The 23,743-nt window shown below is 51.5% G+C and carries 25 protein-coding genes and 1 other RNA gene; 10 read left to right on the top strand and 16 right to left on the bottom strand.

The features are described from left to right. Nucleotides 1-78: 78 nt before the first annotated feature. The 5 genes from ACQE3Y_RS04515 to ACQE3Y_RS04495 all read left to right on the top strand — a co-directional run bounded on the left by ACQE3Y_RS04515 (nt 79) and on the right by ACQE3Y_RS04495 (nt 1,966). Entirely contained in the window at nt 79-336 is a 258-nt protein-coding gene (locus tag ACQE3Y_RS04515) for a type B 50S ribosomal protein L31 (protein WP_085067693.1), read from the top strand. A 15-nt stretch (nt 337-351) separates the two neighbouring features. Continuing rightward, nucleotides 352-492: a type B 50S ribosomal protein L36 gene (ykgO, locus tag ACQE3Y_RS04510; RefSeq protein WP_085067694.1), complete on the top strand. Its 141-nt coding sequence runs from the start codon at nt 352-354 to the stop codon at nt 490-492. Nucleotides 493-837: 345 nt separating this feature from the next. After that, nucleotides 838-1,191: a hypothetical protein gene (locus ACQE3Y_RS04505; RefSeq protein WP_426974609.1), complete on the top strand. Its 354-nt coding sequence runs from the start codon at nt 838-840 to the stop codon at nt 1,189-1,191. Between the two features lie 148 nt (nt 1,192-1,339). Beyond that, complete coding sequence (gene tomB / locus ACQE3Y_RS04500) at nt 1,340-1,720, top strand: Hha toxicity modulator TomB (RefSeq protein WP_085067696.1); 381 nt, start codon at nt 1,340-1,342, stop codon at nt 1,718-1,720. A gap of 27 nt (nt 1,721-1,747) precedes the next feature. After that, nucleotides 1,748-1,966, top strand: a complete 219-nt coding sequence (locus ACQE3Y_RS04495; RefSeq protein ID WP_071883698.1) for an HHA domain-containing protein — start codon at nt 1,748-1,750, stop codon at nt 1,964-1,966. A 39-nt stretch (nt 1,967-2,005) separates the two neighbouring features. Here the strand turns inward: ACQE3Y_RS04495 and ffs are convergent. After that, nucleotides 2,006-2,102: signal recognition particle sRNA small type (gene ffs / locus ACQE3Y_RS04490), an RNA gene on the bottom strand. A 210-nt stretch (nt 2,103-2,312) separates the two neighbouring features. On the opposite strand from ffs, the gene ACQE3Y_RS04485 reads away from it, so the two are divergent. Next, a complete protein-coding gene (locus ACQE3Y_RS04485; RefSeq protein WP_426980973.1) occupies nt 2,313-2,621 on the top strand; it encodes an MGMT family protein in 309 nt (102 codons plus the stop codon). Nucleotides 2,622-2,651: 30 nt separating this feature from the next. On the opposite strand, the gene ACQE3Y_RS04480 is transcribed toward ACQE3Y_RS04485, so the two are convergent. Further along, entirely contained in the window at nt 2,652-3,206 is a 555-nt protein-coding gene (locus ACQE3Y_RS04480; protein WP_250652063.1) for a YbaY family lipoprotein, read from the bottom strand. Nucleotides 3,207-3,421: 215 nt separating this feature from the next. Between ACQE3Y_RS04480 and tesB the strand changes: the two genes are divergently transcribed. Continuing rightward, on the top strand, nt 3,422-4,282 hold the full coding sequence (tesB, locus tag ACQE3Y_RS04475; protein WP_426980972.1) for an acyl-CoA thioesterase II: 861 nt from the start codon (nt 3,422-3,424) through the stop codon (nt 4,280-4,282). A 54-nt stretch (nt 4,283-4,336) separates the two neighbouring features. Here tesB and amtB read toward each other — a convergent pair whose 3' ends face one another. From amtB to ACQE3Y_RS04450, 5 genes are all read right to left on the bottom strand, one after another. Further along, complete coding sequence (amtB, locus tag ACQE3Y_RS04470) at nt 4,337-5,620, bottom strand: ammonium transporter AmtB (protein WP_426974612.1); 1,284 nt, start codon at nt 5,618-5,620, stop codon at nt 4,337-4,339. Nucleotides 5,621-5,655: 35 nt separating this feature from the next. Next, nucleotides 5,656-5,994: a P-II family nitrogen regulator gene (gene glnK, locus ACQE3Y_RS04465; protein WP_007886947.1), complete on the bottom strand. Its 339-nt coding sequence runs from the start codon at nt 5,992-5,994 to the stop codon at nt 5,656-5,658. A 249-nt stretch (nt 5,995-6,243) separates the two neighbouring features. Beyond that, nucleotides 6,244-8,013, bottom strand: a complete 1,770-nt coding sequence (locus tag ACQE3Y_RS04460; RefSeq protein ID WP_426980971.1) for a SmdB family multidrug efflux ABC transporter permease/ATP-binding protein — start codon at nt 8,011-8,013, stop codon at nt 6,244-6,246. After that, nucleotides 8,006-9,784: a SmdA family multidrug ABC transporter permease/ATP-binding protein gene (locus tag ACQE3Y_RS04455; protein WP_426974614.1), complete on the bottom strand. Its 1,779-nt coding sequence runs from the start codon at nt 9,782-9,784 to the stop codon at nt 8,006-8,008. Before ACQE3Y_RS04455 ends, ACQE3Y_RS04460 begins: the two co-directional genes overlap by 8 nt. A 50-nt stretch (nt 9,785-9,834) precedes the next feature. Further along, nucleotides 9,835-10,296: an Lrp/AsnC family transcriptional regulator gene (locus tag ACQE3Y_RS04450; protein WP_426974615.1), complete on the bottom strand. Its 462-nt coding sequence runs from the start codon at nt 10,294-10,296 to the stop codon at nt 9,835-9,837. Between the two features lie 116 nt (nt 10,297-10,412). On the opposite strand from ACQE3Y_RS04450, the gene ACQE3Y_RS04445 reads away from it, so the two are divergent. Further along, nucleotides 10,413-11,450 (top strand): PLP-dependent cysteine synthase family protein, encoded by a 1,038-nt coding sequence (locus tag ACQE3Y_RS04445; protein ID WP_426974616.1) that lies wholly within the window; start codon nt 10,413-10,415, stop codon nt 11,448-11,450. A gap of 115 nt (nt 11,451-11,565) precedes the next feature. Continuing rightward, nucleotides 11,566-12,261 carry a 7-cyano-7-deazaguanine synthase QueC gene (gene queC / locus ACQE3Y_RS04440; RefSeq protein ID WP_250652059.1) on the top strand — a complete coding sequence of 232 codons (696 nt, stop codon included), beginning with the start codon at nt 11,566-11,568 and terminating at the stop codon, nt 12,259-12,261. Nucleotides 12,262-12,303: 42 nt separating this feature from the next. Here the strand turns inward: queC and ACQE3Y_RS04435 are convergent, their stop codons facing one another. From ACQE3Y_RS04435 to bolA, 9 genes are all read right to left on the bottom strand, one after another. Beyond that, complete coding sequence (locus ACQE3Y_RS04435) at nt 12,304-12,702, bottom strand: YbgC/FadM family acyl-CoA thioesterase (RefSeq protein ID WP_250652058.1); 399 nt, start codon at nt 12,700-12,702, stop codon at nt 12,304-12,306. Nucleotides 12,703-12,810: 108 nt separating this feature from the next. Then, nucleotides 12,811-13,182: a ComEA family DNA-binding protein gene (locus ACQE3Y_RS04430; RefSeq protein WP_426974617.1), complete on the bottom strand. Its 372-nt coding sequence runs from the start codon at nt 13,180-13,182 to the stop codon at nt 12,811-12,813. A gap of 139 nt (nt 13,183-13,321) precedes the next feature. Then, nucleotides 13,322-15,190, bottom strand: a complete 1,869-nt coding sequence (gene ppiD, locus ACQE3Y_RS04425) for a peptidylprolyl isomerase (protein ID WP_426980970.1) — start codon at nt 15,188-15,190, stop codon at nt 13,322-13,324. A gap of 246 nt (nt 15,191-15,436) precedes the next feature. After that, complete coding sequence (hupB, locus tag ACQE3Y_RS04420; protein WP_038627591.1) at nt 15,437-15,709, bottom strand: nucleoid-associated protein HU-beta; 273 nt, start codon at nt 15,707-15,709, stop codon at nt 15,437-15,439. A gap of 337 nt (nt 15,710-16,046) precedes the next feature. Further along, nucleotides 16,047-18,401, bottom strand: a complete 2,355-nt coding sequence (gene lon / locus ACQE3Y_RS04415) for an endopeptidase La (protein ID WP_426974619.1) — start codon at nt 18,399-18,401, stop codon at nt 16,047-16,049. A 188-nt stretch (nt 18,402-18,589) separates the two neighbouring features. After that, on the bottom strand, nt 18,590-19,864 hold the full coding sequence (gene clpX, locus ACQE3Y_RS04410) for an ATP-dependent protease ATP-binding subunit ClpX (protein ID WP_085067710.1): 1,275 nt from the start codon (nt 19,862-19,864) through the stop codon (nt 18,590-18,592). Between the two features lie 129 nt (nt 19,865-19,993). After that, on the bottom strand, nt 19,994-20,617 hold the full coding sequence (clpP, locus tag ACQE3Y_RS04405; protein ID WP_085067711.1) for an ATP-dependent Clp endopeptidase proteolytic subunit ClpP: 624 nt from the start codon (nt 20,615-20,617) through the stop codon (nt 19,994-19,996). A 340-nt stretch (nt 20,618-20,957) separates the two neighbouring features. Next, on the bottom strand, nt 20,958-22,262 hold the full coding sequence (gene tig / locus ACQE3Y_RS04400) for a trigger factor (protein WP_250652055.1): 1,305 nt from the start codon (nt 22,260-22,262) through the stop codon (nt 20,958-20,960). A 308-nt stretch (nt 22,263-22,570) separates the two neighbouring features. Beyond that, complete coding sequence (bolA, locus tag ACQE3Y_RS04395; RefSeq protein ID WP_085067713.1) at nt 22,571-22,885, bottom strand: transcriptional regulator BolA; 315 nt, start codon at nt 22,883-22,885, stop codon at nt 22,571-22,573. Nucleotides 22,886-23,162: 277 nt separating this feature from the next. Here bolA and ACQE3Y_RS04390 point away from each other — a divergent pair, with 277 nt between their 5' ends. Beyond that, nucleotides 23,163-23,741, top strand: coding sequence for a lipoprotein (locus tag ACQE3Y_RS04390; protein WP_426974620.1), 579 nt, complete (start codon nt 23,163-23,165; stop codon nt 23,739-23,741). Nucleotides 23,742-23,743 lie beyond the last annotated feature (2 nt).

Here is a 23,743-nt window from a genome sequence, read left to right as displayed (position 1 = left end):
CATCGACCCGTTGCATAACGCAAATGAAAGGCGCATAATTAATTTATGTTATGATATAACATATCAAAAGGAGCCGCTATGAAACCGGGTATTCATCCCCATTACCGTACCGTCGTTTTTCACGACACCAGCGTCGATCACTACTTTAAAACAGGTTCGACGATTAAAACCGACCGGACAATTGAAATCGACGGTGAAACTTTCCCCTATGTTGCGCTGGATGTCTCTTCTGCTTCGCATCCACATTATACGGGCAAGCAAAAAGACTACAGCCGTGAAGGAAGCTCAGCGCGCTTTAATCAACGTTATGGCCGTTTTTTCGGCAAAAATGATTAAGGAGAAAAAGGGGTTATGAAAGTTTTAAGCTCGTTACGCGCGGCTAAACAGCGTCACAAGGACTGCAAGATAGTTCGCCGGCACGGTCGCGTATATGTCATTTGCAAAAGTAATCCGCGCTTCAAAGCCGTTCAGGGCGGTAAGAAAAAACGTTAAACAGGTAGCAGGCTGGCGATTACGCTGGCCTGATACTTTTTTTGCTCAATCGCTTTTTATTCTCTGCTTTTCATCACGCTAAACAGCAATCAACCACTGCGGCTTAAACCATAGCTGTAGGAAAATTGTATCCTTTTATGTCAATAAAGTAGCTTGATTAAGCTATCGCTTTGCTCTAAATTTATAAAATTCAACGAAGTAAGTTTACATCAGTTAAACATTAGCCTGTAAAAGCATGACATTTACTGGCATAAATTTAGGCTCAATATTAATTAACCCTGCTTGTCTTCTGGCATACTTAATCTCATTCTTATCCTAAGTCTGGATACGCTCAGCGGAGGTAAAGTGAGAAAAATTATCCCGTGCGATATTTTGCAAGATGAGAGAAACCCGCTAAAATTAAAAAGTCTAATCCTACAGAATATTCCCAAAATAGAAAAAATGCTGATCGGCGACCTGCAATGGTATTCACAGAATGCGCTTTTTGTTCCGGGATCGGTTAAGATTATTTCTGTAGAGCCAATAAATGATGAAAGATATAAACTGTACTATCAGTTCGACTGGAATGTATTCAATGCTTGTCTTGACATTAATCAGACAGAATCCCAACGGGAAAGCGTTGAGTTTGAGGTAATTCCTGGCGCACTGGCCTTTAATTTTATTGATGATACGCGCCCTTCCACCGCTGATGAACTTTAAATTTACTCATACCTTATCTGAAAAGAGCAAGCTTACGTTATATTTACCTTGTCTGATCAACTAACGAATCTTAATATTAACCCTATAGTACGGTGCTTTTTTCACTGTTTCGCATGCAGACAATGGTCGATGTATGGAGGGAAAAAAGATGGACGAATACTCACCGAAACGGCATGATATTGCCCAGTTGAATTTCTTGTGTGAAAATCTGTACGACGAAAGTATGGCAACGTTAGGTGACAGCCATCATGGCTGGGTTAATGATCCTACGTCCGCTTCTAATTTACAACTGAATGATCTGATTGAACATATTGCTTCATTCACTATGAATTATAAAATTAAGCATGCTGAGGATGAGGATCTCATTGTTCAAATAGATGATTACCTCGATGATACCTTTATGCTTTTCAGTAATTACGGCATCAATGTTCAGGATCTACAACGCTGGCAGCGTTCCGCCAGACGTTTGTTTAACCTTTTCGCAGAAGAGTGCGCTCAGCTTCCTTTACAGCCAAGCCATTCATTTTAGCAACCGTTAATTTATTATGGTTTAACCATGACAGAAAAAATTATGACCAAGACTGACTATCTGATGCGCTTAAGACGTTGCCGATCCATTGATACACTTGAGCGTGTTATTGAAAAGAATAAATATGAATTACCTGATGATGAACTGGCTGTTTTTTATTCTGCTGCGGATCATCGTTTGGCTGAATTAACAATGAATAAGCTGTACGATAAAGTCCCAGTATCAGTATGGAAATATGTACGCTAAATAGATGAGGAATAACGGGATGGATAAAAATGGTGGGGGCCCTGCCAGCTACATCCCGGCACACGCGTCACCTGCTGCGGCTGCTTCCTTCCGGACCTGACCGAGTTCACAAGTTAGCGTTGCGGGAGAACCAACAGGGCCCCCATTGACGTGCTCCGTTACAGAGCGAAGGCATTATCAATGATGCCTGGGGTAAATGCAAGCCGCAGGCCCTCAACCGTTGTTTTATTAAACAACCCTCCGTTTTTCTTGAGTATTTTCTCTCATGGCAGTGTTACCGCTTTGGCATATTTCTTTGCATGCTGCTTTTTGCGAGGATAAGCACAAACCTAAAGCAGGAGCCGCTATGGAAAATGACTCTTTCTCTCAGCGTGTGATACAGGTTATCGCCGCTATTCCCTTTGGCACCGTTGCTACCTATGGCGATGTGGCGCGCCTGGCCGGCTCGCCACGTGCAGCGCGTCAGGTTGGCGGATTATTAAAGCGTCTGCCTGCCGATAGTCGCCTGCCCTGGTATCGGATTATTAACCGCCACGGACAGATATCCCTGCAAGGGGATGATTTGCTGCGGCAGCGTGATGCGCTGGAAGCGGAAGGAATTGAAATCAGCGATGCCGGAGAAGTTGATCTGGCGCGTTACCGATGGCAATGGTAAGGCCAGCACCGCTGGCCCCCATAAACATATTTAGAAACTGGTTGGTGCAGGTATTGATGAGGATGGCGTAACCTGAGTCGGCGACGTAGACGGAACGGTTGTCGCTGCGCCACTGCGGGTCGGCATAGCAACCGATGTAGCCGGAACCAGGGTTAAGTCGATTTTTGTTCCGCCACTATTGATTGCCGGTTTAACCGATTCGGTCATAAAAATAACCTTATTATCCTGAGTAATCGCTGCGCTTAAGAGAATGCGCGCGTCAGGCTGAATATCGGCCGGGTTAAAAGGCAAAGTAAAACGGAAAGGCGCCTGTTTACCCTCGGTAAGAACCACGCGCTGCGCCAGCACTTTGGCCGGAGCGTTCGCCAGGGATGCGTCTGAAAGGGTTACCGTTAATGCTGCATCCGGCGGTAACGCCACTTTTTGCCGGATATAGATGGAACCGCTCACGTTGGGTTGGGCAATAACGGGTTGTCCTGCTAACTCTGCGCCCGGCGTGGGAACAGGAATATTTGCACTTTTATCTGCACAACCTGCAAGGGCAACGGCCAGCGCTGCTCCGCTCATTACATGCCAGAATTTCATTGATAACCTCTCCTTCTGATCAATGTCGTGTCGGCGACAAATTGGCCGAAACAGCTATAAGACGCTGTATGTGCTTAATTCTGGCACAGGATCCGCTTTTTTGCCTGGCGACTGCCGGGTTCATTTTTATTAACTGAACCTTTAGCGTCTGGCACAGTTGCAGGAGCTGGTCGGATCTCGCAAACTAAAGCGGTAATGTTATTGAGGAACATCTGATGAGCCAGGCATTAAAAAATCTCCTTAACCTGTTGCAGTTGGAGAAACTTGAGGAAGGCCTGTTTCGCGGCCAAAGCGAGGATTTAGGTCTGCGCCAGGTTTTTGGCGGGCAGGTCGTGGGACAGGCGCTGCATGCCGCCAAGCACACCGTGCCTGTGGAAAGGAATATCCATTCTTTCCACAGCTATTTTCTGCGACCGGGCGATAGCCAGAAAGCGATTATTTATGATGTCGAAACGCTGCGGGATGGCCACAGCTTCAGCGCGCGCCGCGTTGCCGCTATTCAAAATGGCCAACCTATCTTTTACATGACCGCCTCCTTCCAGGCACCGGAAAGCGGCTTTGAACATCAAAAACCGATGCCTGATGTTTCCGGTCCGGAGGGACAGCCCAGCGAAACGGAGATTGCCCAGCGGCTGGCCGACATGATCCCGGAAAAGGTGCGCGCAAAGTTCCTTGCCGAAAAGCCATTAGATATCCGCCCGGTAACCTTCCACAATCCGTTAAAAGGTCATGTCGATGCGCCAACGCGCCAGGTGTGGCTACGCGCTAACGGTGCAATGCCTGATGACGCGCGTATCCATCAATATTTGCTGGGCTACGCTTCCGATCTGAACTTTCTTCCGGTTGCGTTACAGCCTCACGGCAAAGGTTTTCTGGAGCCAGGTATGCAGGTTGCCACCATCGATCACTCTATGTGGTTTCACCGTGCGGTGGATTTGAATCAGTGGCTGTTATACAGCGTAGAAAGCACGTCGGCTTCCGGGGCGCGCGGCTTTGTACGTGGAGAGTTTTATACCCAGGAAGGCGTGTTAGTTGCTTCCACGGTGCAGGAAGGCGTAATGCGTCAGCGCAGTTGATACCATGAAAAAGGACGATACCGGGTATCGTCCTTTTCTTTTATTTAATGTCGATTACTGATTATAAGCATTCTCGCCGTGGCTGTTAACATCAAGCCCTTCACGCTCCTGCTCTTCCGGCACACGCAGTCCTACCAGCATGTCCGCGACTTTGAAACCTATAAAGGCTACCACGCCGGTCCAGATGATTGTTAAAATCACACTAAACAGCTGTACCCAAATCTGATGGCCCATGGAGACGCCCTCAGCGTAACCCACGCCGCCCAGTGAAGAGGAGGCGAAAACGCCGGTGAGGATGCAGCCAATAATGCCGCAAACACCGTGTACGCCGAACACATCGCACGGGTCATCCACGCGCAGCCATTTTTTCAGGACAGTGACGCCCCACAGGCCGCCGAGACCGCCAATCAGACCAATCAGCAGCGCACCGCCAACGCCAACGTAGCCACAGGCAGGCGTAATCGCTACCAGACCTGCGATAAAGCCGGAGCTGGCACCAAGCAGCGAAGGCTTTCCACGCAGCGCCCATTCGCCAAAGGTCCAGGAGAGTACGGCACCCGCTGTGGCTACCACGGTGTTCAGGAAAGCCAGCGCAGCAATCTCGTTGGCCGCCGCCGCTGAGCCGGCGTTAAAACCAAACCAGCCAACATAGAGGATCGCCGTGCCGGTAAATACCATCGGCAGGTTATGCGGTTTAAATGCCTCTTTGCCAAAGCCTGCGCGTTTACCTACCAGGTAAGCACCAACCAGGCCGGCAACGGCGGCGTTGATATGAACCACGGTTCCGCCTGCAAAATCGAGCGCGCCATCCTGCGCCAGGAAGCCGCCCGCCCAGACCATATGGGCAATAGGCAGGTAAGCCAGCGTCAGCCAGATAACCACAAAGATCAGTACGGCTGAGAAGCGAATGCGCTCGGCAATAGAGCCAACAATCAGTCCAACGGTAATACAGGCGAAAGAGGCCTGAAAGACCACGTGAATGTATTGATAAATGGTGCCGCTTAATGCCGTCAGGCTGATATTTTTCAGCATTAGCCACTCCAGGCCACCGAAAAAGGCGTTACCTTCGCTAAATGCCAGAGAGTAGCCATACAGCACCCAGATTACGCACACCATAGCGAAGGTCACAGAGACCTGCGTCAGCAGTGACAGAACGTTTTTAGCGCGGATCAGGCCACCATAAAAGAGCGCTATCCCGGGAATTGTCATAAACAGCACCAGCGCGGTGCAAATCATCATAAAGGCGTTATCCGCCTTATCCGCAACGGCAGGCGCCGCCATCGCCAGCGATGGTAACAGCGCCAGGCCAGCGAGGCCTTTGGTCATTAATTTATTCATTTTATTCCATCCCATCACAAGTTACCGAACCCGACTTAAAGAGCGGCTTCGTCAGTTTCACCGGTGCGAATACGGATAACGCGTTGCAGCTCAGCAACAAAAATTTTGCCGTCGCCAATTTTGCCGGTATAGGCCGCCTTACTGATCACATCCACTACTTCATCCAGTTGATCGTCAGCAATGGCGATATCGATTTTGACTTTCGGCAGAAAATTCACGCTATATTCAGCGCCACGATAGAGTTCAGCGTGGCCTTTTTGACGACCAAATCCCTTAACCTCTGTGACGGTCAATCCCTGGATGCCGATAGAAGAGAGCGCTTCGCGCACATCCTCCAGTTTGAATGGCTTGATGACAACGGTAACCAGCTTCATACGCTCCCCTTGCTTAATCATGTTGGTCAGGCATCTGACACAGGGAGGGTAAAGCAAAGGTTGTGCCAGCTATGGACCGAGAGTGAAAGTAGAGCAGGAAGCGGCGTAATCGGCACGAGCGCGCCTGTGACAGGAAAAATGGCCGCACACAGCAGAAAAAAACGCACCATAAAGGTGCGTTATGACAACCTGGTGCGCATTTCCAGAGAACATTCTGATAATCACGCCTGAAAAAGGTGCAAGAAGGGATCAGGCTCCTTCAGTAATGCCCATTGTCAGCTCACTGCCTACCTGCTGCAGCTGATACATTTGCCAGTAGCGCCCCTGCCGCGCCAGTAGCTCAGTGTGCGTGCCGCGCTCAACGGCCTGTCCACGATGTAACACCAGAATCGTATCCGCTTCGGTAATGGTAGAAAGACGGTGCGCAATAACCACCAGCGTGGTTTTCTTTCTGACTTGTTGCAGGGCACGCTGAATCGCCTGCTCGGTGCCGGAATCGATATTGGCTGTCGCCTCATCCAGAATAAGGATCTGCGGTTCGGCAACCAGGACACGCGCCAGCGCCAGCAGCTGCTTCTGCCCTACCGACAGATTATTACCTTGTTCATTAAGGCGCGTATGGATGCCGTCAGAGAGGCCGCGTGCCAGCTCTGCCAGTTGAACCGCTTCCAGCGCCTCCCAAACCGCCTGTTCGCTGATATCACGCCCCAGCGTTACATTGGCGAAGAAGCTATCGGCCAGCACCACTGGATCCTGTTGAACCATTGCCACTCCCTGACGCAGCGCCTGATGGCTGAACTGTTCCAGCGGACGTCCATCCAGACAAATGCGCCCCTGCTTCACTGGATAGTAGCCCATCAGCAGGCTGGCAAGCGTACTCTTACCGCTGCCGGTATGACCGACAAGGGCGACAAAGCTGCGTGAAGGAACCTGAAGTGAAATGTCCTCCAGCACATTGCGTCCGTCACGATAGGCAAAACTCAGATGTTCAATATCGATGCGGCCACTTTGCAAAGGCTGATCTTCCTGACCGTAATGCTGACGCGGTGCATCCATGAGCTCAAAAATGCGCTCGCCAGCAACAATCGCCTGCTGCAGCATCGACTGCTGCGTGGTCAATTCAATTAGCGGTTCATTTAGCCGTCCCAGATAGCTGATGAAGGCGTACAGCACGCCAACCTCAAATACGCCAACCGACGAGAAACTAAACAGCATCAGCAAACCGCACAAAATAGCCGCTGAAAACAGGCTGAGCAAGGGACGCAGCAGAAAGCCGTCCAGCCTTAACGTCTCCATGCGTGCCAGATAGTGCGATCGACTGGCCTCCCCTATCCGCTCGCCAAATCGTGCCTGTTGACGAAACTGCTGAATAACGCTCATGCCGTTGATGACTTCATTAAAGCCATTATTGATATCGGCCAGATAGCTGCGAACCCGCCGAACAATTGGCGTACTATAGCGCTGATAGATCAGCATCACGGTGAACACCAGCGGGAAAATCACCACCGCTACCAGCGCCATGCGCCAGTCCAGGCTAAACATGGCGATCAGCATTGCGCCAACCAGCGCCGCGCTGCGCAATACGGTCGCGACAACCGTCACCCAGAGATCTTTTATGACTTCAGTATCATTGGTCACGCGTGAAATAATCTGGCCCACCGGCTGCTGGTCAAAGGCGCTGAGCGGCTGACGCAAAGCCGCATCCATCACATCAGATCGCAGTCGCTGAACAACACCCACCGCCGCCTGGTTAAACAATAACGCCTGCCAGTAATGCAACAGCGCCGCCAGCCCCTGCAGCAGAATAAACGCACAGGCCAGGCCAATCGCCAGCCCAATGGGCATTTGATGCTGCGCAATAAAATGATCGATAAAATAACCAATCAGCACCGGGCCCAGCACTTCGGCAGCGGCAGCGATCCACAGCATCAGCACCGCCAGCGAGAGCGCTTTACGCCAGGGTTTGCCGTAGGAGAGCAGCCTTTTCAGCGTCGGCCAAAGTTTTCTGGTATCAGCCATGCTGTTTCTCCTCACTGCTGCGGCTAACTTCATCCTCACTCAACGCGGCTTCCAGCTGCTGATAACGATACATATCGCTATACCACCCCTTCTGCTGTAACAGCGCGTTATGCTCGCCACGCTGCGCCACAACGCCATGCTGCATAACCAAAATTTCACTGGCTTCGGTAAGCGCCGACAGGCGATGAGCGCTGATGATCACTGTTCGACCCTGTCCCCAGCGACGCAGGTTATGCAAAATTTGATGCTCGGTCCGCCCATCCACTGCCGAAAGCGCATCATCCAGTATCAGGATTTCGGCATTCAGCAGCAGGGCGCGCGCGATAGAGATACGCTGCTTCTGACCGCCGGAGAGCATCACGCCGCGTTCGCCCACCTCGGTTTCATATCCCTGCGGCAGGCGCAGAATATCTTCATGAACGCTTGCCAGCTTAGCGGCGCGTTCAATTTCATCGCGACTGGCGCCAGGACGCCCCAGCGCAATATTGTTCGCTATGGTATCGGAAAACAGAAACGGCGTTTGATTCACCACCGCCAGCCGCCCGCGCCAGCTATCAATCCGCAGCTGCGTCAGCGGGATACCGTGATAGCGAATATCGCCCTGAGAGATATCGAAATGGCGCTGAATCAGGCTCAACAGCGTACTTTTCCCCGCCCCGGTGGGGCCGCACAGACCCAGCATCTGCCCAGGCCTGAGATTAAAATTCAGGTTGCGCAGCGCAGGCTGTGCGTTGCCTGGATAGCTGAATTCGCGGATTGCCGCCTGCAGCACGCCGCGTCCTTCCGGCAATATCTTACTGCCGTCTGCCACCGCCGGTGCCTCTGACAGCAGCGAACGAATACGGCTCCACGCCGCGCTGCCGCGCTCAACAATGTTAAACATCCACGCCAGCGCCAGCATTGGCCAGATCATCAGGCCCAGATACATAACAAAGCTGGTTAACTGGCCCAGCGTCATCTGCTGATGCCAGACCAACCAGCCGCCACCGCCAACCGCCAGCAAATTAGATAAGCCAATCGCGATATAGATCGTAGGATCAAAGCGGGCGTCCACGCGCGCCACGCGCAGGTTTTTCTCACCGGCGTCCGCCGCTATCGCCGCAAACTGCCGGGACTGATGATCCTCAAGACCGAAGGCTTTCACCATGCGGATGCTGGTCAGGCTTTCCTGCGCCTGATCGTTGAGGGAGGAAAATGCACCCTGCGCCAGCTTAAAACGCTGATGCAGTTGTGTGCCGTAACGCTTAATCATCAGCGCCATAACCGGCATTGGCACCAGCGCCAGTAGCGTGAGCTGCCAGCTGATTTGCGTGCTCATCACAATCAGTACCGCGCAGCCCATCACCAGCGAATCCACCAGCGTCAGCACCCCTTCACCGGCAGCAAAAACAACGCGGTCTACATCATTGGTCGCCCGCGCGATAAGATCGCCGGTACGGTGACGCAGGTAAAACTCCGGATGCTGGCGACTTAGCTGACGGTAAAAATTTTCCCGCAGCTCTACCGCCAGTTGATAAGAGGCGCCAAACAAGAGTACACGCCAGACGTAGCGCAGCAGATAGACCACCAGCGCGGTTACCAGCATGATGCCAATCCACATCATGATTGAGCCAGCGCTCAGGTGATGCAGCGTTACGCCATCCACAATAATGCCCACGATTTTAGGCGGCAGTAGCTGCAAAATCGCAATGACGATTAACAGAGAAACCGCGCCGAGATAGCGCCGCCACTCACGAAGAAAATACCAACTTAACTGGCTAAACAATCGCACAAAAATTGTCCCGCAGGGTTAAATGATCAGCCAAAAGGCTGCAGAAAAAATCAGGGTTCAACAGGTAATGCCGTGGTGTATTTTATCTCTTCCATGGCAAAACTGGAGGTCACGTCAATCAGGCCGTTAACGCCGTTGACCAGACGCTTATAGAGCGCATCATACTGTTTCATATCGGCCACCTGGATGCGTAACAAATAATCATATTCGCCCGCCATGCGATAAAACGCCATGACTTCGGGCTGGTCCTTTACCACGCTAACAAACTCCTGATACCACTCCCGGTTATGCTGTTGTGTTTTAATCAGCATAAAGGCAGTTAATCCCAGCCCCAGCTTTTCACTATCCAGCAGTGCAACGCGCCCGCGAATGATGCCCTCATCCTCCAGCTTTTTGAGCCGTTTCCAGCAGGGCGTGGTAGTGAGATTAACAGCATCGGCTAGCGCCTGTAACGACAGCGTGCAGTCCTTCTGCAGCAACGCCAGCAGCTTGCGATCAATTTTATCTAACACCGGCGTCTCCGGAGAAAGTTTTGCTATGGATACCCAATTATACAGGAAATAAGGCAAACATTTTTTCCGCTGAATGCCTTACGATGATTGCCTTTATTACCGGGGGAAACAGGATCATGAGCAGCCAGTGGGTTAAATACGCAATTAATGAAATCAATGCGGATTTTCAGCGCTCCGCCGAAACACATCTGATTCGGTTTACGCTCCCCCAGTTTCCAGGCATCTGGTTTTATCTTAAAGATGAAAGCACGCATCCAACCGGCAGTTTAAAGCACCGCCTGGCCCGCTCCCTGTTTCTCTATGGCCTGTGTAACGGCTGGATTAAACCTGGCACCACGATTGTCGAAGCCTCATCTGGCAGCACTGCCGTTTCCGAAGCTTATTTTTCACGTTTGCTTGGCCTGCCGTTTATTGCCGTGATGCCTGGCAGCACCGCACGCCGTAAAGTTGAACAGATTACCTTTTATGGTGGTCAGTGCCACTTTGTTAACGATCCCTGCGCCATTTATGAAGAGTCTGAAAGGCTGGCGCGCGATCTTAACGGCCATTTTATGGATCAGTTTACCTACGCCGAACGCGCTACCGACTGGCGCGGCAATAATAATATTGCAGAAAGCATCTTTCGACAGATGGCCAGCGAACCTTTTCCTGTGCCGGATACGATTGTTATGTCTGCCGGCACCGGCGGCACCTCAGCCACGATTGGGCGCTATTTACATTATCAGGGACATGCTACGCATTTACTGGTGGTGGACCCGGAAAACTCTGTGTTCCATGATTACTGGCATACGCGCGATAAAGCCTTACGTAACATCAGCGGCAGTCGTATCGAGGGAATTGGTCGTCCACGCGTCGAGCCCTCTTTTATACCCGATGTTATTGACGAGATGCTACGCGTTCCCGATGCGGCTTCCGCTGCCGCAATGCATTATCTGGCCCAGATCCTCGGTCGTAAACCGGGCGCCTCTACCGGCACCAACTTCTGGGGTGCGATTCAGGTTGCGCAGCGGATGCGCCAGCAGCAGCGAGAAGGCGCTATTGTGACGCTACTCTGCGACAGCGGCGATCGCTATCTGGATACCTGGTATGATCCGCACTGGGTTAAAAATCAGGTAGGCGACCTGACGCCATGGCTGGAGCAGATGCATAGTTAATCAAAAGCCATGCGTTTAAGACGCTTTGGCTGCTCTGCCCCGTACAGCGGGTGGACTACCTTTCTTGCGTTTCAGGCATTACCATAAGTGTGAACAAGTTCAGTAAGGCTAAAAAATGAAACGAGCAGTGGTAGTTTTCAGCGGCGGGCAGGACTCCACAACCTGCCTGATTCAGGCATTAGCGCAATATGACGAAGTTCACTGCGTTACCTTCGATTATGGTCAGCGTCATCGTCAGGAGATCGATGTTGCGCGCGAACTGGCAATACGGCTTGGCGCTCGCGCTCACAAGGTGCTGGACGTTACGTTACTGAATGAGCTGGCGATCAGCAGCCTGACACGCGATAATATTCCGGTACCGCAATATGACGCCAGCGCCAGCGGTTTGCCCAGCACCTTTGTGCCGGGACGCAATATTCTTTTTCTTACTCTGGCTTCAATTTATGCTTATCAGGTTGAGGCTGAGGCGGTGATTACCGGCGTTTGCGAGACGGATTTCTCTGGCTATCCGGACTGTCGCGATGAGTTTGTCAAAGCGTTAAATCACGCTATCGAACTGGGTATGGCGCGCGCCGTACGTTTTGAAACGCCGCTGATGTGGCTGAATAAAGCAGAGACCTGGGCGCTGGCAGACTACTGGCAACAGCTGCCTTTGGTTCGTCAGGATACGCTGACCTGCTATAACGGTATCAAGGGTGACGGCTGCGGTGAGTGTGCTGCCTGCCATTTGCGGGCAAACGGGCTAAAAAGCTATCAGGACGATCCCGCCGCCGTGATGCACAGCATGCAGCAGAAAACCGGATTAGGCTAAACAGTTGGGTAAAAGCAGCCGGGCCCTTCCCGGCTGTTATCGTTAGCTAAGTAGCGTCTCCATTCGCGTAAGTAATTCTCCCTCCAGCGGCAACGCTTTTTGCGTTTTCAGATCAATACAGACAAAGGTCAAGGTTGCATCGGCAATCGCAGAGCCATCCTCTTCCAGCGTTACCTCCTGACCTATCACTCCGCTTTTGCTGTTCAGCTGCAGTAGCCGACTATTAATACAGAGCACATGGCCCAGCAACGCCGGGCGGCGATAATTTATATTGATATTTACCACTACAAAGGCCAGCTTGTTTTCCATGAGCCAGTGGAAAGCGTTTAGCTTCTCCAGCCATTCCCAGCGCGCCTCTTCCAGAAACTCCAGATAGCGCGCGTTATTAACATGTTGATAAACATCCAAATGATAGCCACGTACTTTTATCAGGGTCTGCATAGCGCCTTGCCTTATCAATGTTAAAGGTCATACGATCTGGTATGACCTCTTCAGATTAGCAGCGGTGCGCGGCGGCTGAAAAAGTTGTCCTTCGCGCTGGGAACAGGATCACAATTTAAGCCGTGACAGGTTACGCTCCACCAGCGTGCTGCCAATCCCCGGCACCTCTTTTAGCTGTTCCAGTTCCGTAAAGGGTCCAAACTGCTGACGATAGCTCACAATCGCTTCCGCTTTTTTTAACCCAACCCCGTTCATTACCGCCGCCAGCTCCTGTGCCGATGCGCTGTTAATGCTCACCATGGTTTCTGCTGCCTGTGGTTTGTCGGCGCTTTCCGTCCGGGATGCGTTAACCGTGCTGGCCGCTGCTGGGATAGCGCTGTCGCTCTCCCTGGCTGCCAGCGCGCCTGGAACCGTCAATGTCCAGCAGAAGGCGCTCATGGTTAATGATAAGCAGAGCGCTGAAAGAAAATTCTTATGCATGCTGATGTCTCCTTGTGTGTAACAGCAGGAGAGACAGTAAAGACAACGGAGGTTCAGTACAAAAGGCAAAGATAAGATATGGAAAAGGCCGCGAAAGCGGCCTTTATATTTGCAACGGATTGCATTTTTTATGCGGGAGTTACTGCATTTCTACCGCAGCACCGTACTTGATTTTCGCATCCTTACGCAGATTGCTTAACAACGCATCAAAGACGATCTGCGCATTATTTTGGGTTACGCCCTGCGCCAGGGCTTTTTTCTGCGCGTCAGGCAGGCTTCCGGCTTTTACCTCATCCAGCGCCAGCAGCACAATGTTGCCCTGCATATCTTCGCTGCTGCCATAAACCGGTTTACCCGCCTGTGGCTGTGGCAATGCAAACACGGACTGGACAATGGCATCACGATCGTTACGCGTGAAGGTTTTCGCCTCCCCAAACGCCAGGCCCGCTGCTTTTAATGCATCCTGTTTGCCTGCTTTCAGATCGGCCAGGATTTTTTCCGCCTGCGCTTTAGCCTGTTTTTCCGCCTTGTCATGCTTCAGCGTTTCAGCGATCTGCGTTTTCACTTCCTCAAGCGCTTTGACCGCTTCCGGCTTATGGTCGTTCACGCGCAGGATGAAAGCACGATCGCCATCAACGGTGATCATATCGGAGTTGCTGCCCGGCGTGCCGTTTTCGCCCTGCAGATTACCGTTGAAAATCGCCTCGGCAACTGGCTTAAAGTTCAGCGCTTCCGGAATATTGTCACGGCCAAACCACTCGGTTTCCACCGCCTTCACGCCTGCCGCCTGCTCTGCGCTGGCTAACGATTCATTATCATTGCTTGCCGCATCGCTGACTTTTTGCTGCAGCTTATAGTAAGCATCCAACGCTTTTTCCTGCTTCACTTTATCCGCAATCGCATCATGCACTTCCGCCAGCGGTTTGATCTGCTCTGGCTGAATATCATCCAGACGCACAATCAGGAAACCAACGGAGGATTTCACTACGCCTGACAGCTGACCTTTGCTGGTCAGGTTAGCCTCTTTCAGTTCATCCGGTGTGGTGGAAGGCTCCAGCCAGCCCATATCGCCACCCTTACGTGCGGAGATCGGATCGGCGGATTTTTCTTTCGCCAGCGCGGCAAAATCGGCGCCCTTCTTCAGTTGCTCCAGAATAGCTTGTGCATCAGCTTCGCTCTTGGTCTGAATAATGCTGTAGCGGTTACGCTGAGGCTGGGCATACTCAGCCTTGTGCTGCTCGTACCAGCTCTGAATATCCGCTTCGCTGGCGCTTTCCTGCATGCTGGCTGCATCAAGCTTGATATAGCTTACGCGGAACTGCTCCGGTGCCAGGAAACTGCTCTTGTGCTGAGCATAGTAATTTTTAATTTCGTCATCGCTAACCTGCTGCTGTGCTGCCAGCGCATCCACATTCAGCGTGGCCTGACGCACAACGCGCTGCTGGGAAACCAGCGCCGCCAGCGCATCGGTTTCACCGCTCAGCATGAAGTCAGTACCGGCGATAGCTGAAATAAGCTGCTGGGTGGTTAACTGTTTGCGCAGCGCTTCAGCATACTGGTCGGCGGTAAAGCCCATGTTGTTAATCAGGCTCAGATATTTGGCGTTATCAAACTTACCGTTGGTCTGAAACGCTGGCTGATTAAAGATGGCCTGTTTGATCTGCTCATCGCTGATAGCCAGATTTAATTCTTTGGCGTACTGATCCAGCAGCATTTCATCTACCAGCTGAGCCAGCGCCTGCTGACGCATCTGCTGCATATAGCCTGCGTTGCCTGCCAGCTGCGAGAACTGCTCGCCCAGCATCTGCTGTTGGCGGCTACGCTCGTTGTTAAATGCGCGATCCAGCTGGGCACGGCTGATCTCCTGGCCATTGACTTTGGCTGCGTAATCGCCGTTACCGCCAATCAGATAGTTGCCAACGCCGGTCAGCACGAATGACAGGATAATCAGTCCCAGAATAATCTTGAGCACGACATGATTCGACGCCGCACGTAAATTGTCCATCATGGTATGACAACACTCCGCTGTAATGTGAATGTAAACCTCACGCAGGCACCCCATCCTTGCAGGCGTGCGCGTTGCTGCTTTCAGGCCGACTGTGCCTGGCCATGCTCTGACATCCGCTGCTGACGTTTGTCACCTGTCAGAATAAAAAAGGCACATCAATTGTCTGATGTGCCCGTATGTTACATGAGAACGCAATATCCGTCCTCTCTCCACCAAAGAAATTGCTCTAATGGTGTTAACCGTAAATCAGTTCACCGCGTCTTTCAGCGCTTTACCGGCACGGAAGCCAGGTACTTTGCTTGCTGGAATGGTAATTTCTTTACCTGTCTGCGGGTTACGGCCAGTGCGTTCAGAACGCTCACGTACGGAAAACGTACCAAAGCCAACCAGAGCCACTTCTTCGCCTGATTTCAGGGAATCAGAAACTGAACCAATAAAAGCATCTAAAACACGTCCTGCTGCCGCTTTAGAAATATCAGCGTCTGCGGCAATTTTGTCGATCAATTGTGACTTATTCACTCTGTTCATCCCCTCTTTTATTATTCACTATCGCAGCCGACTTCCAGCCAGACGCGAACGCGCAGCCAGTTATATCAAGGTTGTTGAGCCGAAACAACGGGAATTCTCTGGGTCGTTGTTTCAACAGCCCTCTAAATTAGCGGCACAAAAAAAAGCTGGCAAGTCCCATTTGACTTGCCAGCTACGCTTTTTAACTGATTTTGTCTTTATACCCGTCATGCTTCAAGCTGCATGCGCGTTGGCTGTCCTCGCTCACCCCAGTCATTTACTACAGTAAGCTCCTGGGGACTCCCTGCCTCGACGCCTTCCTGCAACTCGAATTATTTAGGGATAGTCACTATTTTGCCGTGACAACCTGCATCCCATAAGGTGCGTTTTGCAGCGCCAGGGTCAATACATCTTCAATGCGTTTAACCGGATGAATGTCCAGATCGGCCAGCACGTTTTCCGGGATCTCTTCCAGATCGCGCTTGTTATCATCCGGGATCAACACCGTTTTAATCCCGCCACGATGCGCTGCCAGCAGCTTCTCTTTCAGGCCGCCAATAGGCAGCACCTGACCACGCAGCGTGATCTCGCCGGTCATCGCCACATCAGCGCGTACCGGGTTGCCTGTCAGACAGGAAACCAGCGCGGTGCACATCGCAATACCGGCACTCGGTCCATCTTTCGGCGTGGCGCCTTCCGGCACGTGCACGTGAATATCGCGTTTCTCGTAGAAATCCCCGTTGATGCCGAGTTTCTCTGCGCGCGCGCGTACCACGGTTAATGCCGCCTGAATTGACTCCTGCATAACTTCGCCCAGCGAGCCGGTATAAGTCAGCTTGCCTTTGCCCGGCACGCAGGCGGTTTCGATAGTCAGCAGATCGCCACCCACTTCCGTCCACGCCAGACCAGTTACCTGACCAACGCGGTTTTCGTTGTCGGCGCGACCGTAATCGAAGCGCTGTACGCCAAGGAAATCTTTCAAGTTATCGCCGTTGATCTCGATATGCTTCAGATTTTTATCCAGCAGCAGCGCTTTCACCGCTTTACGACACAGCTTGGAGAGCTCACGCTCAAGGCTACGCACGCCCGCTTCACGCGTGTAATAACGAATAATGCCGACGATCGCGCTGTCATCTACGGCGATTTCGCTGGATTTCAGCGCGTTACGCTCGATCTGTTTCGGCAACAGGTGCTGTTTGGCGATATTGAGTTTTTCATCTTCGGTATAGCCGGAGAGACGAATCACTTCCATACGGTCCAGCAGCGGCGCCGGGATATTCATTGAGTTAGAGGTCGCAACAAACATCACATCGGAGAGATCGTAATCCACTTCCAGATAGTGATCGTTAAAAGCGACGTTCTGCTCAGGATCCAGCACCTCAAGCAGCGCTGAAGCCGGGTCACCGCGCATGTCAGATGACATTTTGTCAATCTCATCCAGCAGGAACAGCGGGTTTTTCACGCCAACCTTCGCCATTTTCTGGATAAGTTTACCAGGCATAGAGCCGATATAAGTACGACGATGCCCGCGAATTTCCGCCTCATCACGCACGCCGCCCAGCGCCATACGCACATACTTACGTCCGGTCGCTTTAGCGATAGATTGCCCCAGCGAGGTTTTACCCACGCCCGGCGGCCCAACCAGACACAGAATCGGCCCTTTAATTTTGTTAACGCGGCTCTGTACCGCCAGGTATTCCAGAATGCGGTCTTTCACACGCTCGAGGCCGTAATGGTCGGTATCCAGCGTTTCCTGAGCTTTACGCAGGTCTTTTTTCACCTTGCTGCGCTCATTCCACGGAACCTGAACCATCCATTCGATATAGCCGCGTACCACGGTCGCTTCTGCTGACATTGGCGACATCATTTTCAGCTTCTGCAGCTCGGCTTCAGCTTTTTCGCGCGCCTCTTTCGGCATTTTGGATGCGTCGATTTTACGCTTCAGCGCCTCATATTCATCTGGCGCATCGTCCATTTCGCCCAGTTCTTTCTGAATGGCCTTCATCTGCTCGTTCAGATAGTACTCGCGCTGGCTTTTTTCCATCTGTTTTTTGACGCGATTACGAATACGTTTTTCTACCTGCAGCAGGTCGATCTCCGATTCCATCATCGCCATCAAATATTCCAGACGTTCGTTAACGTCGGACATTTCCAGCACAGACTGTTTATCAGCCAGCTTCAACGGCATATGCGCCGCCACGGTATCGGCCAGGCGAGCGGCATCGTCGATGCTGTTCAGCGAGGTCAGTACTTCAGGCGGAATTTTTTTGTTGAGCTTGATATAGCCTTCAAACTGGTTGATGGCGGTGCGCACCAGCACTTCTTGCTCGCGCTCTTCAATCTCAGGAGAAGCCAGGTATTCCGCCTGGGCGGTAAAATGCTCACCGTTATCGGCAAGCTGGGTAATACGTGCCCGCTGTAACCCCTCAACCAGCACTTTTACAGTGCCGTCCGGCAGTTTCAGCATTTGCAAAATAGAAGAAACGGTCCCTACAGAGAAGAGATCGTTAATGCCAGGTTCATCCGTTGAAGCCTCTTTCTGTGCTACCAGCATGATCTTTTTATCATGATCCATTGCGGCTTCGAGGCACCGAATCGATTTTTCCCGACCAACAAACAACGGAATTACCATGTGCGGATAAACCACTACGTCGCGCAAAGGCAACACAGGGATTTCAATGCGTTCAGAACGCTCAGGATTCATAGAGCTCTCTCTTAGTTTAAAGTCCGCCAGGTGATGGGTACCGCATAGTGCAGGCTATGTGCCAGGGAACCCACAGGTAATTGAGTATATGGGGATGTTTGCCAGACATTCAATGTCCGGGACGTGAGAAAAACAAAAGGGGGACAAATTCCCCCTTTTATAACTAACTTGCTGGTTGTGTTGACGAATTATTCGCCAGATGCCTGCTGCGCTTCATGAGTGCCGTAGATAAGCATGGGTTTTGACTGCCCTTCAATCACAGACTCGTCAATCACCACTTTTTCCACATCATCCATTGAAGGCAGATCGTACATCGTATCCAGCAGAGCGGCTTCTACGATAGAACGCAGGCCACGGGCACCGGTTTTACGCGACATCGCTTTCTGCGCAATGGCCGTCAACGCTTCGTCACGGAATTCCAGCTCAACGCCTTCCAGGTTAAACAGCGCCTGGTACTGTTTCGTCAGTGCGTTTTTCGGCTCACGCAGAATCTGAATTAACGCTTCTTCGCTCAACTCATTGAGCGTCGCCACCACCGGCAAACGACCAATAAACTCAGGAATCAGACCAAATTTGATCAGATCTTCCGGCTCAACCTGCTCCAGCAGTTGCCCTTCCGATGCTTTCTGCGATTTGCCTTTTACCGTCGCGCCAAAACCGATGCCGGAGCCGGTTTCCACACGCTGGGAAATGACTTTATCCAGGCCTGCAAAAGCGCCACCGCAGATAAACAGAATCTTGGAGGTATCAACCTGCAAAAATTCCTGCTGCGGGTGCTTGCGTCCGCCCTGCGGCGGTACGGCAGCAACCGTGCCTTCGATCAGTTTCAGCAACGCCTGCTGCACGCCTTCACCGGACACATCACGCGTAATCGACGGGTTGTCTGATTTACGGGAAATTTTATCAATTTCATCGATGTAAACGATGCCACGCTGCGCTTTCTGCACGTCGTAGTCACATTTCTGCAGCAATTTCTGGATAATATTCTCAACGTCTTCACCCACATAACCTGCTTCGGTCAACGTGGTGGCATCCGCCATCGTGAAGGGCACGTCCAGCAGACGCGCCAGCGTCTCGGCCAACAGCGTTTTACCGCTACCGGTTGGACCAATCAGCAGAATATTACTTTTGCCCAGCTCAATACCGTTGCTGGTATCGCCATTGCGCAGGCGTTTGTAATGGTTATACACCGCCACCGCCAGCACTTTTTTCGCCCTTTCCTGACCGATAACGTAATCGTCAAGATGATGGCGAATTTCGTGCGGAGTCGGTAACGCGCTACGCTCTCGATGCGGCGCGACTTCTTTTATCTCTTCGCGAATAATGTCATTACATAAATCGACACATTCGTCGCAGATATACACTGACGGCCCGGCAATCAGCTTGCGCACTTCATGCTGGCTTTTACCGCAAAAAGAGCAGTACAGCAGCTTCCCTGAACCGTCTTTGCGCTTATCTGTCATCAGCTAACCTCTTTATTTATCTCGTCCGCAGTTAAATGCGGCGATGGCAGCCAGACTGACTGCCCTCATTCGTAGCCACTCTTCACCCATTGTCTGCTGTAACTATAGCGTATGCAGCGGGATGGAGTCTTATTGGCGATGCGTAAGGATAGAATCAACTAAACCATACTCTACCGCCTCACTCGCTGAGAGGAAACGGTCACGCTCGGTGTCACGTTCGATTTGCTCAAGCGATTTGCCGGTATGTTCCGCCATCAGTTCGTTCATGCGCTGTTTAACTTTAAGAATCTCACGGGCATGAATTTCGATATCTGTCGCCTGGCCCTGATAGCCGCCCAGCGGCTGGTGGATCATTACACGGGAGTTAGGCAGGCAGTAACGCTTGCCTTTAGTGCCAGCCGTCAACAGGAAAGCCCCCATTGAGCAAGCCTGCCCCATACAAATGGTGCTGACATCCGGCTTGATAAACTTCATGGTATCGTAAATCGACATACCAGCGGTAATCACGCCGCCCGGTGAGTTGATATACAGGTAAATATCTTTTTCTGGGTTTTCCGCTTCCAGAAACAGCATCTGGGCCACGATCAGGTTCGCCATATGATCTTCAACCTGACCGGTAAGGAAAATGACGCGCTCTTTTAACAGGCGGGAATAAATGTCGTAAGAACGCTCGCCGCGCGAGGTTTGTTCGACCACCATGGGCACCAGCGCCATGTTAGGTGCTGAAAATTCACGTTCGCCATTGTATGACATTACCGTCTCCTGGATAAATTTCATTGGCAACATTCTGTACCGATTCTACTTAAGTGAGAACATGAAAACCATGCTTCACGTTGCCACTCTCCGACGCCATCCGGACGGTCAATCAGCCAGCTTTTCACTTTTCACGATATTCGGAAAACTATCTTGGGGCGTGTGCCCGTTGTTTCAAGCATAACAACGTTTTCTTCAATCGCTAACCTGGAATAGCATCATACCGAATAACCTGACGCTTAATTAGTCAAAAAGGTACACAAAAAGCGTTTTCTGAAAGGGATAAATAAAAAGCCCGCTCCTTGCGGCAGCGGGCTTTCAACATTTAACGCATGAAAAATCAAGCCATTGAGGTCTGATTCATCAGATCCTGGAACTTAGTGGCTTTCTCAGTCACTTTCGCTTTTTCCAGAACCGCTTCAACTGCCTGCTCTTCCAGAGCAACGTTGCGCATGTTGTTCATCAGCTCATTGTTTTTGCTGTAGAACTCGATCACTTCCTGCGGATCTTCGTAGGCAGAAGCCATTTCTTCGATCAGCGTTTTCACGCGATCTTCATCTGCTTTCAGATCGTTGGTGCGGATCACTTCGCCCAGCAGCAGACCCACTACTACGCGACGCTTAGCCTGCTCTTCGAACAGTTCACGCGGCAGTTCCAGAGCCTGTTTCTCATTGCCACCAAAGCGCTGTGCAGCCTGACGACGCAGTACGTCGATTTCGCTGTCGATCAGTGCAGCCGGCACGTCGATATCGTTGGCTTTTACCAGGCCGTCAATCGCCTGAGTTTTAACACGGTTACGCACGGCGCCTTTCAGCTCGCGCTCCATGTTTTTACGCACTTCCGCACGCAGGCCAGCAACAGAGCCATCTTCCACGCCGAAACGTTTGATGAATTCTTCAGTCAGTTCCGGCAGCTCGCGCTCTTCAACTTTTTTCAGCACGATAGCGAACTTCGCGTCTTTCCCTTTCAGGTTTTCCGCGTGGTAATCTTCCGGGAATTTCACGTCGATAGTGAATTCTTCGCCAGCTTTATGACCCACAACGCCTTCTTCGAAGCCCGGGATCATGCGGCCCTGACCCATAGCCAGTACGAAGTCAGAAGCTTTACCGCCTTCAAACTCTTCGCCGTCTACGGAGCCGGAGAAATCAACGGTAACGCGATCTTCAGCGGCCGCTTCACCTTCTTTTTCTTTCCAGGTCGCCTGCTGTTTGCGCAGGGTGTCCAGCATTGCGTCCACATCTTCGTCGGTCACTTCTACAATCGGTTTTTCAACTTCGATTGCGTCCAGACCCTGCAGCTCAACTTCCGGATACACTTCAAATTCTACAGAGTAAGTAAAATCTTCACCCTGTTTGTATTCGCCCGGTACGTAATTCGGCGCGCCGGCCGGATTGATTTTCTCTTTGATGATGGCGTCAACAAAGTTGCGCTGCATCAGGTCGCCCAGCACATCCTGACGAACAGAGGCGCCGTAACGCTGCGCCACAACGCTCATCGGCACTTTGCCTTTACGGAAACCGTCGATACGGACTTTCTTCGCTACATCGACCAGCTCTTTTTTCACAGCGTTCTCGATGCTGTCAGCAGCGACAGTAATCGTAACGCGACGGCCCAGGCCCTGAGTGGTTTCTACTGAAACTTGCATCTTGTTACCTCAAAAAATCACGAGCTCGGTCAACTTCAGATAGCGCAGATAAAAGTCCGCGCTATCCAACAACCGGGACGGCCTCTGATGAAGAACCATTCCCTGTTACCAGAAGCGTCCCGAAGCAATTCCGGAAAAATAGACGCAGCATTATAGCGGCATCGTTTTACCGCGTCGAGAACGCAAACCGGGCACCGGTTCGCAGTTTGGTGGAAAATAAGTGAAAAACATCTTTATTCAGGTGCTGAACTGGGCGAAATTCAGACAAAAGAAAACGGCCCTCAGGCCGTTTTGGTTAATTCCTCGTTTCAGGCCAACATCCCTGCTCCGCGACAGTTAGGCGAAGGGAGTACGGTATCCTGCAACCCTTCCCACTCTTTCAACGTATAGGTATGCAACGCCAGCGCGTGAACGCTGCCGGCCAGCTCTTCGCTCAGGGTGCTATAAATAGCACGGTGGCGCATTAAAAAGCGCTGGTCGGTAAAACTATCGCTGACGATCACCACTTTGAAGTGGCTCTCCGATCCCGCAGGGACATTATGACGATAACTCTCATCATGAACTTCCAGGTGGGCCGGTTGAAAGGCGGTTCTTAACTTTTCTTCTATTTGTTCGCGAATCATGACATCCACTCCTCTACGGCAGAGAGCTACGCCCCATCCCTTTAAATATTAGTCGGTTTTAACCCGTTTCCGCAGCTAATGTAAAAAAAACTGTCCCGCTTGTTACGACCAGAGCGTGCGACTGCGCGCCTGCTCACAGTAAATCGCGTTACGCTATGTTGAAAAAACAAGCGGAGTGATGAATTTACACGCCGTCGGGGCTTTCTTCACAGAAACGCAATGATATGATGCCCGCTGTTTTGTCAGCAATATCATTCAGACTTACGAGAAAATAAGCATGCTAAAAAAACTTTTCTTCCCTCTGCTGGCTGCCTTTATCCTGGCTGGCTGTGCGAACAACAGCAATACGATTGATGTCCAACCTACTATCCAGCTGCCTCAGCAAGATCCGAGCCTGATGGGCGTTACGGTTAGCATTAACGGTGCCGATCAACGTTCCGACCAGGCGCTGGCCAAAGTTACTCGCGATGCTCAGCTGGTGACGCTGACGCCAAGCCGCGATCTGCGTTTCCTGCTGCAGGAAGTGCTGGAGAAGCAGATGACCGCTCGCGGTTATATGATTGGCCCTAACGGCGCGGTAGATTTGCAGATCGTGGTGAACAACCTGTATGCCGATGTCACTCAGGGCAACCTGCGCTATAGCATCACCACCAAAGCGGACATTTCCATTATTGCCAACGCCAAAAACGGCAATAAGCAGGTGAAAAATTATCGCCAAACCTACAGCGTCGAAGGCGCATTTAACGCCACCAATGAAAAAATCACCAAGGCCGTTAACTCTACCCTGAGCGATGTCATTTCTGATATGGCACAGGACACCAGTGTGAGTAGCTTTATCAAGCAGAACGCGCGTTAATG

The organism is Pantoea sp. FN0305, from assembly GCF_050113845.1.
Lineage (GTDB): Bacteria > Pseudomonadota > Gammaproteobacteria > Enterobacterales > Enterobacteriaceae > Mixta > Mixta alhagi.
This window is presented reverse-complemented; position numbering and strand designations above follow the sequence as displayed.